The following is a 14,824-nucleotide window of genomic DNA, read 5'->3' as shown; positions in this document are numbered from 1 at the left end:
GGTTCTTAATTGTTGTGTCTGTGCCGCCGGATTACAGCCGGGCGACACCGAACGAATTGGGGCGTAATGGACGGGCGTCGGCTTCGCGACAGACCGACAGCACCAGCGCCAGTACCCGGCGGGTATCCCGCGGGTCTATCAGGCCGTCGTCCCACAGCCGGGCCGTGCCGTAAAGGGCCGTGGAGCCGTCTTCGAGTTTCTTGGCGGTAGCCTGCTCGAGAAAATCGAGGGTCTTCGGGTCCGGTTCCATGCCGCTGCGTCTTTGCTTGTCTTCGGCCACGATGCGCATCACCTTGCCGGCCTGGGCCGGGCCCATAACCGCGGTGCGGCTGTTGGGCCAGGCAAAGATGAAACGCGGGTCCAGGCCGCGGCCGCACATGGCGTAGTTACCTGCACCATAGGAGCCGCCGATCACGATGGCGATCTTTGGTACCCGGCAGTTGGCGACCGCCTGGATCATCTTGGAGCCGTGCTTGATGATGCCGTTCTGCTCGGAGTGGGTGCCCACCATGAAGCCGGTGGTGTTGTGCAGGAACAGCAGCGGCGTACCGGCCTGATCGCACAGCTGGATGAACTGGGCCGCCTTGGCGCTGCCAGCCGGGGTGATCGGGCCGTTGTTGCCGATGATGCCGACCGCATGGCCCTCGATGCGGATGGTGCCGCATACGGTCTGGTCATCGAACTCATTCTTGAAATCCATGAATTTCGAGCTGTCGGCAATTCGGGCGAGGATTTCACGAACGTCGTAGGGTTTCTTGGAATCGGACGGGATCACCCCCAGCAGTTCCTCCGCTGGTAAACACGGCTCGTCCCAGGTCAGCTCGCGCTGAGGTGGTAGCTGCTCGTTCCAGGACAAGGCTTCGAGGATATTGCGGGCCTGGCGGATACCGTCGGCGTCGTCCTCGGCCAGGTATTCGGCGGTGCCGGCGACCTGTGCGTGCATTTCCGCTCCACCCAGTTCTTCATCGGTGGCTACTTCGCCGGTGGCGGCTTTCAGCAGCGGTGGCCCGGCCAGGAACATCTTGGCCTTGCCGCGCACCGCCACCACGTAGTCAGACAGGCCCGGCTGATAGGCGCCGCCGGCGGTGGCGTTGCCGTGCACCACGGTTACCTGGGGAATGCCGGCGGCAGACATGCGGGCCTGGTTGGCAAAGCTTCTTGCCCCCTGCACGAAAATATCGGTGGCGTAGTTAAGGTTGGCGCCGCCACTTTCGGACAGCGAGACCACCGGCAGTTTATTTTCCATGGCGATCTGGTGCAGGCGCAGGGTCTTGTCCAGACCGGCTGGAGTGATGGTGCCGCCTTTGATGGCACTGTTGCTGGCCACGACCAGGCAGCGGATGCCACTGACCGTGCCAATGCCGGCAATGATGCCGCCACCAGCGAGGCTGCCGTCTTTGTCATCATGCATCTGGTAACCCGCCAGGGAGCAGAGTTCCAGAAACGGTGTACCCCGATCCAGCAGCCGGTTAATGCGATCCCGGGGCAGCAGCTTGCCCCGCTTGGTGAACTTTTCCCGCGCCGCTTCTGCCAGGTCCAGCACCTTTTGCTCCACCTCCCGGAAGGTCTGGATGTGTGCTTCCATAGCCTCGGCGTTGGCCTGGAATTCCTCCGACTGGGGAGTGACCGTGGTTTCCAGAACTTGCATGGCGTTCTCCTCAGTCGTCGCTCAGCACTTTCGGGGTGGTGGCGCGGTGGAAGCCATTGAACGGCTCGTTGTTTTTGGCCTTGGGGAAGGGCCACATCCGGCCACCCTGAGAGGCACCGCCGTCGATGCGCAGGCAGTCGCCGCTGATGAACGCAGCTCCGGGGCTGAGCAGGAAGCAGATGGCGGCGCTGACTTCCGATTCGGTGCCCATGCGCTTGATGGGCACGTTGTCGCTGAGGCTGCGGATCCATTCCTTCATCTGTTCGGGGTAGTTATCCATGCCGCTGGAGGCAATCCAGCCCGGTGCAACCGCGTTGACGCGCACGCCGGAAGTACCCCATTCCACGGCCGCTGTCTGAGTGAAGTTGACCATGCCCGCCCGCGCCGCACCTGAGTGCCCCATGCCGGGCATGCCGCCCCACATGTCTGCGACGATGTTAACGATGGCGCCGCCAGTGTTGGCCAGGGCCTGGGTGTAGGCCTCCCGCGCCATCAGGAAACCGCCGGTCAGGTTGGTCCGGACCACGGTTTCCCAGCCTTTCTGGTTGATGCCGGTCAGCGGTGACGGAAATTGGCCGCCTGCGTTGTTGACTACACCGTTCAGCCCGCCGTGTTCTTCAAGGATGGCGGCCACGGTGGCCTTGACCGATTCTTCCTCGCGGATGTCGCAGACGTGGGCGGAGGCAATGCCGCCGTCTTCGAGGATCTCGGCCTTTACGGTTTCAACCTTCTCGGCCTTGCGACCGACCAGAGCGACCTGGGCGCCGAGGGCGGCCAGTTCGTGGGCGGTACAGCGGCCAATGCCGGAGCCGCCTCCGGTCACGATGAAGGTCTGGCCCTTGAACAGCTCGGGATGAAAAATGGATTGATAGCTCATGTACGGTGTCCTTTTTCCATGGCAGCCCGGCTAACCGGAACCGGAAATTCGAGAAGTTGCTGGGCAAAGGCCTTGCCTTGAGGGTCGATGCGCAGGCTGGCAACGCCGCCTCCGCCCAGGCTGTGCTCCAGCAGGAAGTTAAAGGCGTTCAGCCCCGGCATGGCCCAGCGGGTGACTTTGCCGGTGTCGGGGTTGAGGGTGTGTTGCATCCACTCGGCAACGGCGGTTTCAGTCAGCGCGGCATCGATGAAAGGCAGGAAATCGGGATGGCGGGCAGCAACGCCGATGTTGCTGTGATCGCCTTTGTCGCCACTGCGGGCCCAGGCCAGTTCGATCAGGGGGACAGTGGTGTCGGTTTCCGGGGCGGTCTGGTTTGCCGGTTCTTCGGTCAGCTGGCAGGAGTCGAAGCCGCCGTCGGTGGCGACCGGTACCTGCTGGCGGTCACCGTCGAGGTCCACTGAAACTGAGGTCATACTCTTGGGCACCAGGCAGGAGAACAGCCGGATTTTCGGCCATACCGCCGGGCGACCTCCAACAATGCCGGTCAGGCCGGGTGCCATGCCGGTAGCGGCCTGGGCAATTTCCCGTGAGAACAGCACCAGTGCTTCTTTCTTCGGGTGTGCGGTGCTGATCTTCACCACGACTTCCCGGCTTTCACCGCCGCGACCGTGAGCGCCGTATGTGGCCTCGGTGCCCAGTAGTTCCACGCTGGTTTCCGTATAGTCCGGCAGGTCCCGCTCCCAGAACAGGCGCGAGGTTTTTGTCAGGATAGCGTCGGCCACTTTTTGGGCCTTGGCCGGTGCGTTAAGGCCCGCCATCAGGAAGGTAACCGTGCATTTGAAGCCGTCGGGCCAGGTGCCGGACACCTTGTAGCTGTCGGTAGGGGGGAGGCCGATAGCACCGTTTACGGTGACCTGGTCTGGCCCGGTTTCTTTCAGGCTCACTCGGGTGAAATCGCAGGTTACATCGGGCAGCAGGTAGGCCCGTGGGTCACCAATCTCGTACACCAGTTGTTCCGCCACCGTGCCCAGGCTCACCTGGCCGCCAGTGCCTTCGGGTTTGGTGATGACGAACTCGCCGCCGGCATTGACCTCGGCAATCGGAAAGCCCATGTCCGCGTAACCATCGGCCACCTGTTCCCAGTCGGTAAAATTGCCGCCTGTCACCTGTGCGCCGCACTCCAGCAGGTGGCCGGCCAGGCTGCCCTGGGCCAGTTTGTCGTAGTCGGACCAGTCCCATCCGAATTCGTACACCAGAGGCGCCAGTACCAAAGCGCTGTCGGCAACGCGGCCGGTGATCACAATGTCTGCACCTTGGTCCAGCGCCGCCACCAGGCCGGGCGCGCCCAGATAGGCGTTCAGGCTCACCATCATCGGTGGCATCGGCTGGCCGGTGGTCATTTCGGTAATGCCGGCCTCAGCCAGGGTTCTCTTTTCTGGCAGCAGATCATCGCCCAGGACCAGGGCGATCTTCATTTCAACGCCGGCCTGTTCGCACAGTGCCTGCAAGGCATCCCGGCAGGCCACCGGATTAACACCGCCGGCATTGGCCAGAACCCGGATGCCTTTCTCGCGAATCTCACCCAGCAGCGGACCCATAACCGTTTGCACAAAGTCCCGGGCATAGCCCTGAGACGGGTCCTTCATCTTCTGCCCGGCCATGATCGACATGGTGATTTCAGCCAGGTAATCCGCCACCAGATAATCAATCCGACCGCCGCGAACGAGCTGTGCAGCGGCGGTTTCGGTATCCCCCCAGAACGCAGCCGAACAGCCGATGCGGATGGTTTTTCCGGTGTCTTTGGCGGTGTCTGTCATGCGTCAAAACCTTTTGAGTCGGAGGCGGTCAGGCCGTGGAGAGCAGCCTGCGTCTTTCGATAGTGTCCTTGGATGGCTTTGACGATACCAAGCAAGCGCTTGGTTTGTAAACAGGGAAATGTCGGGTAGAATCATTGGCCTGTTTCGACTGCCGGAAAGCCATTGTGAACCAAAGCAAAATCCTGAAAGACCTGATCTCGGACAATCTTGTCTCCGACCCCAATGGCGCCCGCGGTCGCCTGTTGAAGGAGGCGGCTCGCCTGTTCCGGGACAAGGGCTATGAGCGCACCACGGTCAGGGATTTGGCCGCCGCGGTTGGCATCCAGTCCGGCAGTCTGTTCCACCATTTCCGCACCAAAGAGGAAATCCTCAAGGCGGTGATGGTGGAGACTATTCGGCTGAACACCGCGCTGATGCAGGCAGCGGTGGATGCAGCGCCGACCAGTCAGGAAAAGTTGAGGGCGCTGGTCCGCGCCGAGCTGGAATCGGTCAACGGTCAGACCGGAGAGGCCATGGCGGTGTTGGTGTTTGAGTGGCGCAGCCTGGCTGAGGAGTCCCAGGCGGATGTGCTGGAGTTGCGGGACATCTACGAAAAGCTCTGGCTGGATACCCTTGAGTCCCTGAGGCAGGAAGAACGCCTGCTGGCGGATCCGTTCGTGGTTCGCCGCATGCTTACCGGTGCCCTGAGCTGGACGGTCACCTGGTACCGTCCTGAGCGTGGCGGATTAACCCTGGACGGGCTGACCGATCAGACCATGGCCATGATGGGCTTCGCCCCGGGGACCTGATCGCGCCTGCGTCTCTGCTCGCAAGCATCGCCATAGAAAAAGGACCCTCGAGAGGGTCCTTTTGTTTTTGTGAGGGTTCGGCGGACGGTTAGTCGTCATTTTTCTTCTGCACGGTGCAAAAGAGGCCATTGGCCTGATCGGCATTTGGTATCGGCATTCAAGCCATTTTTGTAGGACAAGAATGGCAGCATGCTTATCGCCGTTCATAACAAAAACGCACGACAGGACGGACTATGAATTCCTCGCAGGTGTATCTCCTCACGCGCTCCGGTGGCGTGGTAAAGCTCATCGCGACCGCAGTTATCTTTTTGTTGCTGGCCGGTTGTTCTGCCAATCCCATTTACAGCACCACCGGCGCCGTGTTGTCCGGCTACTCTGAAGGCGAAGCCACGCCCTACGTGCTGCAGATGTCCGATCCGCACATGGCCTGCTCGCTGGGTGAGGGCATTGATCCTTTGTTGTATTCGTTTTCACGGGTTACCGATGCGCCGGATGCCACCGGTTCGTTGCTGATGCTGCTTGCGGGTAATTGCATGGAATACCGGGCCTGGGAAGCCGAGCTTGCCTACCTCCGTGCCGATTTCGAGGGCAATGTCCCGGCGGCCAAAGACGCCCGTGAAGAAGCCAAGCGCCTGAATGCCAAGACTGCCGAACGTCGCCTAACAGCCTTCAATCGCGCCATGGCGGCCTATGAATTTGATCCCGCGGAAGAACCGCTGGAGTGCCCATTCCTGTTCAGCGAGCAGGATGAACTGACCTTCCTGCTCGGGTTGCTGACCGGGATGCAGGCGATCGTAAACGACGCCAACTCCGGCGCCCTGGCCGGTATTCCTCGTAACATCGCGCCCCAGGCTGAGCGTGCTGCGATTTGTGTCGACAACGAGAAATGGGGCGGCCTGCCCAACTCGATTCGGGCCCTGGTCTGGTTGCTGCTGCCGGATACCAAGCCGCCGATGTCACCGGATCCCTGGGCGGTTCTGGACCACAGCTCCGAGCTTGGTGTGAAGAAGGGCCTGCGGGCATCCTTGGCACTGGAAGCCGTGGCGGCGGAAACGTTTGGCCGGCCGGAGGTGCTGGCCGAGACCATCGCGCAGTTTGCAGCCTCTGAAGACAAGGTTGAGGTATGGGACGACTACCAGTTGGTCGATGAAGTGGCGGCCGCCGTTATCCGGTTTTCTTCCGATAAGCACTGGACTGCAAATTACGGGCACCGGACGCCCCAGAGTTACTTCGGCAAGATGAGCCCGAAACGAGACACCGACAGCGTCGAAACCATGAGTCTGGACGACCTGCTCTGACACGCCCAGTTACCACTATCCGACTACCAACAAACATAAAAATGCCCCGGAGGTCGTTATGATCCGCAAATCCGTCGCCGCAGTCGCCCTTGCTGCTGTTGTTCCCGTAGCTTCTGCCAAAACCGTGTCCATGTGCGTGTTTGACGTAATAGGCGTCAACGGTGATCTCTACAACATGGTCAAGGACTATGCGCTGGAGATGAAGGCCCACGGTGTCGATTTTGAGCTCAAACCCTACACTGATGAAGGCGTGGCCGTGGGTGATTTCAATGCTGGCCAGTGCGATGCAGTGGCGGCAACAGACATTCGCACTCGTCCGTTCAACCGTTTTACTGGCAGCATCAGTGCCGTGGGTGCATTGCCAACTTACGATGATCTGAAAACCTTGCTGGCGACCCTGGCACAGCCGAAAGCGGCACCACTGATGAAGGAAAACGGTTATGAAGTGCTGGGCATTGTGCCGGTGGGCGCCGGGTACCTGTTCGTCAACGATCGTAGCATTGATACCGCTGGGGAACTGGCAGGTAAGCGTATGGCAACACTGGATTATCAGAAAGACGCCATTCACATGGTGAACTACATCAAAGCCACGGTGGTGCCTTCCGACATCACCAACTTTGCCGGCAAGTTTAACAATGGCTCGGTCGATACAGCCTATGCCCCGGCTTTCGCCTATGAGGCTCTGGAGCTCTATAAAGGCATTGGCAAAGAGGGAGGCGTTGTCGACTACCCTCTGGCCCAACTGACCATGCAAGTGATTGCCCGTGATGATGTGCTGCCTGACGCCAAAGCTCAAACCGCACGGGAAGTGGCCTGGGGCATGTTCCCGCAGGCGATGAACCTGATCTCCGGTCAGGAAGCGGCTATCCCGGATGAGAAGTGGGTGAAGATTCCGGAAAAGGACATTCAGGGCTATCAGGAGATGTTCCGCCAGAATCGCTTGGAGATGCGTGACGGACTGAATGGTGCGCCCGATGTCTACCATCCCAAGATGCTGGGCCTACTCAGCAAGATTCGTTGTGCCAGCAATCCGGCGTCTTCCGAGTGCACCGCAGGCAATCGTGAATAACAGGGAAGTACATTGATGAACTGGCGAGCCGTTACCGCGCCCGCAGCCAGAACCCTTTACCCCGTGCATCGTATGCACGGGGTAGTGTTGCTGCTGCTTCTGCTATTTACCCTGCTGCTTGGGATGGGCAATTCCCTGCATTCGCGCCTGTTGTGGGTGGGGGAACAAACCTGGCCCAACTACTATCTGTTGAATCCGGACGCGACTGAACCATCGTGCCAGCTCGAAATGGACGTGGACGCAGAGGTGCGCAAGCGCATCGATGCCTACCAGCCGGATCCGGATGACTTGTTCAGCTCGCCTCCCAATCCGGATGCGGTGCGCACCTCGCTCGAGCGCAACCTGGAGCTGTGCCAGGAGAAGTACAGCCTCTATGCGCAAAACCTGAAGCACGCCACGCCTGCACTGGGCGCGTTCAAAACTGTCGAGCAGGGACTGGCGGATTTCCTGCTGGATAACATTGAACTGACCAAGTACCTGTTCATTGCGATGTTTGCCCTGGCCGCATCGATTGCCGCAATGGACGCCGATCACATTGCCTTGCGCCTGCCCCGGAATCGCGCGGAGTGGCGGCTGAGCCAGGGTGCCCAGTTCACAGTCAATGGCCTGATGGTGGCAAGCCTGAATTCGTACCTGGGCAAACTGGCAAATTCGCCGGGAACCGAGGGCACGGTCAGTCTGCAGTACGCCTGGGCCGGGGTCTTCGGCTTGTTCATGGTGATCAATGCGGTTCGGTTTGTTAACGTCCCCGATCGCCTGAGGCGAGGTAGCCTGGCGCTGTCGTCAGGTCTGGTGACGCCCCTGTACTGCGGTATGGGGCTGATTGCCATGAGTTACTTCTTCTTCGTGGATGGCTACGCGTCGGGCCTGGCGATCTATTTCGGCATGATGTCCAACCTGTCGTCGATGTTCATCAACATTGGCTTGTACGTTCTGGTTGGGATGATTCTCAAGCAGACCCGGTTGCCGGAATTGCTCCTCAACACCATCAAACCGTTCAATCTGCCGGCGCCGATGCTGGCTTCAGTGATCATCTTTGCCACGGCGTTTCCGACCGCCTTCACCGGTGCGTCGGGTATTTTCATCCTGGCAGTTGGTGGTGTGGTTTATGACGAGCTCAGGCGAGCCGGGGCCGGTCGGCAGTTATCACTGGCCACCACTGCGATGTCCGGAAGCCTCGGTGTTGTGCTGAATCCGTGCCTGCTGATCGTAGTGATTGCTGCCTTGAACAAAGAAGTGACCACTACCGAAATGTACGGCTGGGGATTCTGGGTGTTCATCATGTCGGCGACGCTATTTTCCCTGATTGTCTGCAAGGCCCAAGGCAACTGGAAGCCGCGGCCGGCGCCGGGTGCGTTCCGCGCTGCCGCGCGGCAAACCCGGCCACTGCTGCCCTACGTCTTAGTGGCTGCGCTTGTGGTTCTGGCCATCTGGGTGATTCTTGGTCTGCAATTCAACGAGTACAGCGCGCCACTGATCCTGCCGCTGGTGATGCTTGCGCTGGTGCTGCTGGATGCCGGTAAAGATAGTCGGGAACAGGGTGAGTCCCGGTTCTTGGCATTCTGGAACCGCAGCATCGCTGCCGCCAGTGATTCGGCCGTGCATATCGGTGCGCTGTTGGCGCTGATCGGCTTCTCCATCTGCCTCGGTGGCATTCTGGAGCGCTCCGATATCGTCCATGCACTGTTTCCGGAGAGTCTTACCAGCCCGTGGATTGCCATGTTGGTGATTGTGGTGATGCTGACTTTGATCGGCATGGTGATGGATCCGTTCGGCGCGGTGATCCTGGTGTCTGCGACCATCGCCCAGCCAGCCATACAACTCGGCATAGATCCGCTGCACTTCTGGATTGTTTGCCTGGTGGCATTTGAGCTCGGTTACCTGAGCCCGCCGGTGGCGTTGAATCATCTGCTGACTCGCCAGGTTGTGGGCGAAACAGAGGTGCTGGCCTGTGAGCGCACCGGTAGTTTCTGGCACCGCTACGAGCGCTTGCTGTTGCCCCTGGCCGTCATGGCACCCACCTTGTTGCTGGTGGCGTTTGTGCCGATGATGTTCTACGCCCTGTAGACGGTTCAGATTAGTACCAAACCGCCTCCGGCCATCAGCCGCAGGCGGTTTTTTAGCATCTGAGCCTGGGCTCTTGGCGTATCGGTTAACACTCAGTAAATAAACGTCGCTCCGGGATACTGTATGCTGGAGCGTGTTCCAGGGAAAAACGCTATGGTCACTATGCTTCGTCCTTTATCGTTCGTGAAAAGTGCTTCGTCAGTCGCGATCTTGGCGACAATTGCCGGTTGCGGCGGTGGTTCAAGCTCCGATTCGGACTCCGATCTGGGCACGGTTAATGTGGCTCTGTCCGGTTTCATTGATATCGAATCTGGCACCCGGGTCGACTCTGATAACGCCGATGCCCTGATTCTGAACCCCACGCCCCGTAGCACCGCCCAAGACTTGCCGCCCGAGTACGTGCTGGCGGGTTATGTCAGTGAGTTCTCCGGTGATTATCCGGTTATAAGCGGTTTCCCATCGTTCTCCTACGCGGCCGACCCCGACGACGACTATACAATGACGCTGCGGGCTGACCAGTCGGTCGAGCTGCAGGTTTTCGGGACCCGGGAGGGCGCATCGGCATTGCGATTGTCGCTACTTGAGGGCGGTGTGGTTCGTGACACTGCAGTGACCAATAGCACCACCAATCAGATCCGCGTGACCAATAACACCAGCGCTGACGGAGCCTTTACGGTTCGAGTCGAGTCTGAGGGGCCAACGCCCATGTTGTACGTGCTGTCGACCGCGGTGAATGCGGCTGCACGGGCGCGATCGTTTGAGTGGCCGGCTTACGAATTCGTGGAAGGAGAAGCTATCGTCGCCATGGATGCCGGCATCGGGGCGCAATCGGCTCAGACCATGATGGCCCAGGCCACCATGTTGGCGGATCAGGAGCTGGCCCCGGGAGTCTGGAAAGTGAAGGCCCCAATGCAGCTGCAGCAGGGATCCAGTGGCAACACCAAGGCCGCGACTCTGGACTGGATTCAGGCTCTGAAGCAGCAGCCAGGGGTGGCTTCAGCTACTCCGAATTATCAGATGCGGACCATGATGGACACGCCCATTAATGAGCCTCTGTACGGCGCCCAGCAGTGGCACTATGGCCTGCTTAACGGGCCGACCGGTTGGCAGCTGGCTCAGAATTTTGGCTCTGGCGTAACCGTCGCGGTGATGGATACTGGGCTTTACCGGTCAGCCTCCCGCTGGCATCAGGACGTCGACGCCAATGTAATTTCGGCGTTGCCGCCGGGTACGGACTTTGTTTCCGAACAGTTCGATAACGACAGCCAGCCCGGTCGTGATGATAATCCGGCAGATCCCGGCAACAGCGTTGGCGGCAGTGTGTACCACGGTACTCATGTCGCCGGTACGGTCGCTGCTGCGGTTAATAGGCAGGGAGGTGGAGGTGTTGCATTTGAATCAACACTGTTACCAGTTAGGGTGCTGGGCGAGGGTGGCTCGGGTTCCTCGGCGGATCTGCTGGCCGCCTTGCAATGGGTGGCCGGGCCGACCACTGGCCAACGGCGTGCCGATATCGTCAATCTGAGTCTCGGCGGCCTGCCGTTTATTCAGTCGATGCAAAATGCCATCAGTGCCGCCGCCGACAAGGGTGTGATCTTTGTAGCGGCGGCCGGTAACTCCTCTACGTCCACTCGATCGTATCCGGCAGCGTTCGATAATGTGTTTTCCGTCAGTGCCGTGGATGGCGTTGGCGAGCTGGCGTCCTACTCCAATTTTGGCAGCTGGATCGACTTGGCCGCACCTGGCGGCGATGCCAGCCGTGACGGCAAATTAGTGTCCAGTACAAGTGTTATCAATGGCACCGAAGAAACGTACATCGGCCTCCAGGGTACCTCCATGGCAGCGCCTCATGTATCCGGTGTCTTCGCTTTAATGAAGGGGGAAAATGGCTTGCTGGATTACCAGGACATCAACAGGTTCTTGCTGGCCGGAGACCTGACCACGGCCGATTGCAGTAATCCCCCCTGTCGCACCGATGCCCTCGGCTATGGCCTGTTGGATGCAGGTAAAGCCGCTTCGGCCGCGCTTTCCTCCCCTCCAACTAATTTGCTGACGGCCACGCCGACCATTGTGTCTTTGTCCTCGGAGGGAACGAGGAGTTCAAATCTGGTGCTGGAGGTTTATGGTGATGATGCCGAAGATGTCACTATCGACCGAATTGTGCAGCCGCCGGCTTGGCTGTCCATTGATTCCGCCCCAGGTAGCCAACCTGCGAAGCGGTTCAATCTTGAATTGAGCCTGAATCTGGATGCGCTTGAGCCCGGAATATCAGAGCGAACCAACCTTGAAGTTCAATACAGCAGCGTGAGCGGAGGGCGCACGCTCCAAATTCCCGTCGTCGGCCAGCAGGTTACCGATCAACAGGCGCGCGACGCCGGCCGGCATTTTGTCCTGCTGGTCAGTCCGGAGCCGGAGGGCGGTTTCTTCACCACCGAGGCCCAGACCAATGTGGTGGCCGAAAATGGCCAGTATCGCTTTGTGTTCGAGCCGGATGATGGCGTGCCGCCAAAAGAACTGAATGAGGTGTCGCCGGGCAATTACATTCTGGTGGCCGGCTCTGATCTGGATAACGACGGTCTGATTTGTCACGGTGGTGAGGCCTGTGCCGAATACCCGGTTGCCGGATTGCGGCAGGAAATCACCATATCGGCAGGCAATCCAATCGAAGGTATTCGTATGACCACCAGTTATTCCCGGCCGTCAATTTCCGCGGCCTCTCCGGAGCAACTGCCCCGGCCTGATTTTCAGGGTTATCAGTTGCTGTCACCCAATCCGGACGCCACCAACGTGAAGGCGCTCTCTCAACCATGACCCAATCCATTCGCAAAGCGATGAGTGTGGCGGTGTGTGCCAGTGCCCTCGGTGCTGGTTGCGCCGTCAGCCAGACCGAAACCGAGTCAGGTGCGCCGCTGGCGCGCCAGATCGCGCAATCGGCCCAATGTGGCCTGGTTGCCCCCGGGCATATTCACCTGGCCCGCGCCGACGACGTCGACGGGCTGGAAGCCTTGCCGGGCCGCATGCTACCGCTGGCGTCCTTGAGATCTGTCCAGTTCGGCAGCGAACACGTGGTACTCGCTGCCCTGGGCCAAAAGCCCACCGGCGGATTCAGTATCACCCTGGCGGGTGCGGAAATTATCGACGACGAGCTGGTGCTCGCGGTAGACATCCAGAAGCCAGCGCCAGGAATGATGGTAAGTCAGGCGCTCACCACCCCATGCGCGGCCATTGCCGTTACGGCGTCCGGCTGGGACGATATCCGGATTGAACCGGTCGAAAACAACCGTTGATCTTTCCGGCCGAATCCCTAAGCTATGCCCCAGCTTTTCGTTCCAATCGCGGAGTTTCTTCCTGCTTATGAGCCAACAACAATACAACGCTGAAGCCATTGAAGTACTCAAGGGCCTTGATCCGGTGCGCAAGCGCCCGGGCATGTATACGGACACCAGTCGGCCCAACCATCTGGCGCAGGAAGTCATCGACAACAGCGTGGACGAGGCCCTGGCGGGGCATGCACGCCGCATTGATGTGGTCCTGTACAGCGATGGTTCCCTGAGTGTTGAGGACGACGGCCGGGGTATGCCGGTGGATTTGCATAAAGAGGAAGGACTGCCGGGTGTTGAACTGATCCTGACCCGGCTCCATGCCGGCGGCAAGTTCACCCAGGGTAACTACAATTTCTCCGGCGGTTTGCACGGGGTTGGTGTTTCTGTCGTTAACGCGCTGTCCAAGCATCTGGAAATCACCATCAAGCGTGATGGCCAGCTGCACCGCATGACCTTCGCCCACGGCGAGAAAGCCAGTGAACTGGAGGTGATCGACACCGTCGGCAAGCGCAACACCGGCACCCGGCTGAAGTTCACCCCAGACACCAGTTATTTCGACAGCCCGAATTTCTCCGTCAGTCGTCTGCGCCATAATCTGCGGGCAAAGGCGGTTCTATGTCCGGGACTCACGGTGACTTTCCTGCAGGAAAAAACGGGAGAGAAGGACGAGTGGTGTTACGAGGATGGCCTGCGGGATTACCTGCGGTCCACCCTGGCGGACATTGAGGCCGTTCCGCTTGAGCCGTTCACCGGCAGCTTTTCCGGCAACAAAGAGGCCGTGGACTGGGCCATCCAGTGGCTGCCGGAAGGCGGCGAGACGGTCATGGAAAGCTATGTAAACCTGATTCCCACCGCCCAGGGCGGCACCCACGTGAACGGGTTGCGGACGGGCTTGCTGGAAGCCATGCGCGAATTCTGTGAATTCCGCAATCTGCTGCCTCGCGGCGTTAAGCTGTCGCCCGAGGATATCTGGGAGCGTGCCGCTTACGTGCTCTCATTCAAGATGCAGGAGCCGCAGTTCTCCGGTCAGACCAAGGAGCGTTTGTCTTCCCGCGAAGCAGCAGCGTTCATTTCCGGTGTGGTCAAGGACGCCTTCAGCCTGTGGTTGAACCAGCACACTGACATTGCCGAAGTGCTTGCGGAGCTGTTCATCAGTAACGCCCAGCGTCGCCTGCGCGCCAGCAAGAAGGTGGCTCGTAAGAAAGTGACATCCGGCCCGGCGCTGCCAGGCAAGCTGGCGGACTGTTCCGGTGGCGACACCGCGCGCTCGGAGCTGTTCCTGGTTGAGGGTGACTCGGCCGGTGGTTCCGCCAAGCAGGCACGTGATCGCGAATTCCAGGCGGTGATGCCGCTGCGAGGCAAGATTCTGAATACCTGGGAAGTGGATCCGTCGGAAGTACTGGCGTCCCAGGAAGTGCACGATATTGCTGTCGCCATCGGGGTAGATCCCGGTTCCGACAAGCTGGATGGGCTGCGCTACAACAAGGTCTGCATCCTCGCGGACGCCGATTCCGACGGCTTGCACATCGCCACCTTGCTGTGCGCGCTGTTCGTTAAGCACTTCCGTCCGGTGGTAGCCGCGGGCCATGTGTTTGTGGCCATGCCGCCGCTGTACCGGGTGGACCTGGGCAAGGAAACTTTCTATGCCCTGGATGAGCACGAAAAGCAGGGCATTATCGACCGCCTGGCTGCTGAGAAGCGCAAGGGCAAGATCTCGGTCACCCGGTTCAAGGGCCTGGGTGAGATGAACCCGCTGCAGCTGCGTGAAACCACGATGGCACCGGATACTCGCCGCCTGGTGATGCTCACCATCGAAGAGAATGATGACACCGACAGCAGGATGGACATGCTGCTGGGCAAAAAGCGGGCATCCGATCGTCGGTCCTGGCTTGAAACCTACGGCAACATCGCCGACGTTGTGACCTGATATATCTAAG

General features: G+C 59.8%; 10 protein-coding genes. 7 read left to right on the top strand and 3 right to left on the bottom strand.

Annotated elements, in window-relative coordinates; genetic code table 11:
* Positions 1 to 31: 31 nt before the first annotated feature.
* Genes QUE89_RS12535 through QUE89_RS12525 form a run of 3 tightly spaced genes read right to left on the bottom strand, consistent with a single transcriptional unit; the run spans position 32 to position 4,342 of the window.
* Positions 32 to 1,648, bottom strand: a complete 1,617-nt coding sequence (locus QUE89_RS12535; RefSeq protein WP_286220407.1) for an acyl-CoA carboxylase subunit beta — start codon at positions 1,646 to 1,648, stop codon at positions 32 to 34.
* 10 nt (positions 1,649 to 1,658) lie between these two features.
* Complete coding sequence (locus QUE89_RS12530; RefSeq protein ID WP_286220406.1) at positions 1,659 to 2,525, bottom strand: SDR family oxidoreductase; 867 nt, start codon at positions 2,523 to 2,525, stop codon at positions 1,659 to 1,661.
* Positions 2,522 to 4,342 (bottom strand): acyclic terpene utilization AtuA family protein, encoded by a 1,821-nt coding sequence (locus QUE89_RS12525; protein WP_286220405.1) that lies wholly within the window; start codon positions 4,340 to 4,342, stop codon positions 2,522 to 2,524. Before QUE89_RS12525 ends, QUE89_RS12530 begins: the two co-directional genes overlap by 4 nt.
* 164 nt (positions 4,343 to 4,506) lie before the next feature.
* Here QUE89_RS12525 and QUE89_RS12520 point away from each other — a divergent pair, with 164 nt between their 5' ends.
* From QUE89_RS12520 to parE, 7 genes are all read left to right on the top strand, one after another.
* Complete coding sequence (locus QUE89_RS12520; protein WP_286220404.1) at positions 4,507 to 5,130, top strand: TetR/AcrR family transcriptional regulator; 624 nt, start codon at positions 4,507 to 4,509, stop codon at positions 5,128 to 5,130.
* A gap of 233 nt (positions 5,131 to 5,363) precedes the next feature.
* Positions 5,364 to 6,428 carry a hypothetical protein gene (locus QUE89_RS12515; RefSeq protein ID WP_286220403.1) on the top strand — a complete coding sequence of 355 codons (1,065 nt, stop codon included), beginning with the start codon at positions 5,364 to 5,366 and terminating at the stop codon, positions 6,426 to 6,428.
* A gap of 58 nt (positions 6,429 to 6,486) precedes the next feature.
* The gene (locus tag QUE89_RS12510; RefSeq protein ID WP_286220402.1) at positions 6,487 to 7,497 is read left to right on the top strand and encodes a putative solute-binding protein; all 1,011 of its coding nucleotides are present in this window, start codon (positions 6,487 to 6,489) and stop codon (positions 7,495 to 7,497) included.
* Positions 7,498 to 7,512: 15 nt separating this feature from the next.
* Positions 7,513 to 9,564 (top strand): TRAP transporter large permease subunit, encoded by a 2,052-nt coding sequence (locus tag QUE89_RS12505; RefSeq protein ID WP_286220401.1) that lies wholly within the window; start codon positions 7,513 to 7,515, stop codon positions 9,562 to 9,564.
* 153 nt (positions 9,565 to 9,717) lie between these two features.
* Positions 9,718 to 12,375: a S8 family serine peptidase gene (locus QUE89_RS12500; protein ID WP_286220400.1), complete on the top strand. Its 2,658-nt coding sequence runs from the start codon at positions 9,718 to 9,720 to the stop codon at positions 12,373 to 12,375.
* Entirely contained in the window at positions 12,372 to 12,851 is a 480-nt protein-coding gene (locus QUE89_RS12495; protein ID WP_286220399.1) for a protease complex subunit PrcB family protein, read from the top strand. Before QUE89_RS12500 ends, QUE89_RS12495 begins: the two co-directional genes overlap by 4 nt.
* A 67-nt stretch (positions 12,852 to 12,918) precedes the next feature.
* Positions 12,919 to 14,814: a DNA topoisomerase IV subunit B gene (parE, locus tag QUE89_RS12490; protein ID WP_286220398.1), complete on the top strand. Its 1,896-nt coding sequence runs from the start codon at positions 12,919 to 12,921 to the stop codon at positions 14,812 to 14,814.
* Positions 14,815 to 14,824 lie beyond the last annotated feature (10 nt).

It is taken from the genome of Marinobacter sp. LA51, assembly GCF_030297175.1.
In the GTDB taxonomy this organism is placed as follows: Bacteria; Pseudomonadota; Gammaproteobacteria; order Pseudomonadales; family Oleiphilaceae; genus Marinobacter; species Marinobacter apostichopi.
Note: the sequence above shows the minus strand (reverse complement) of the source record. Positions and strands in the feature narration are given on the sequence as shown.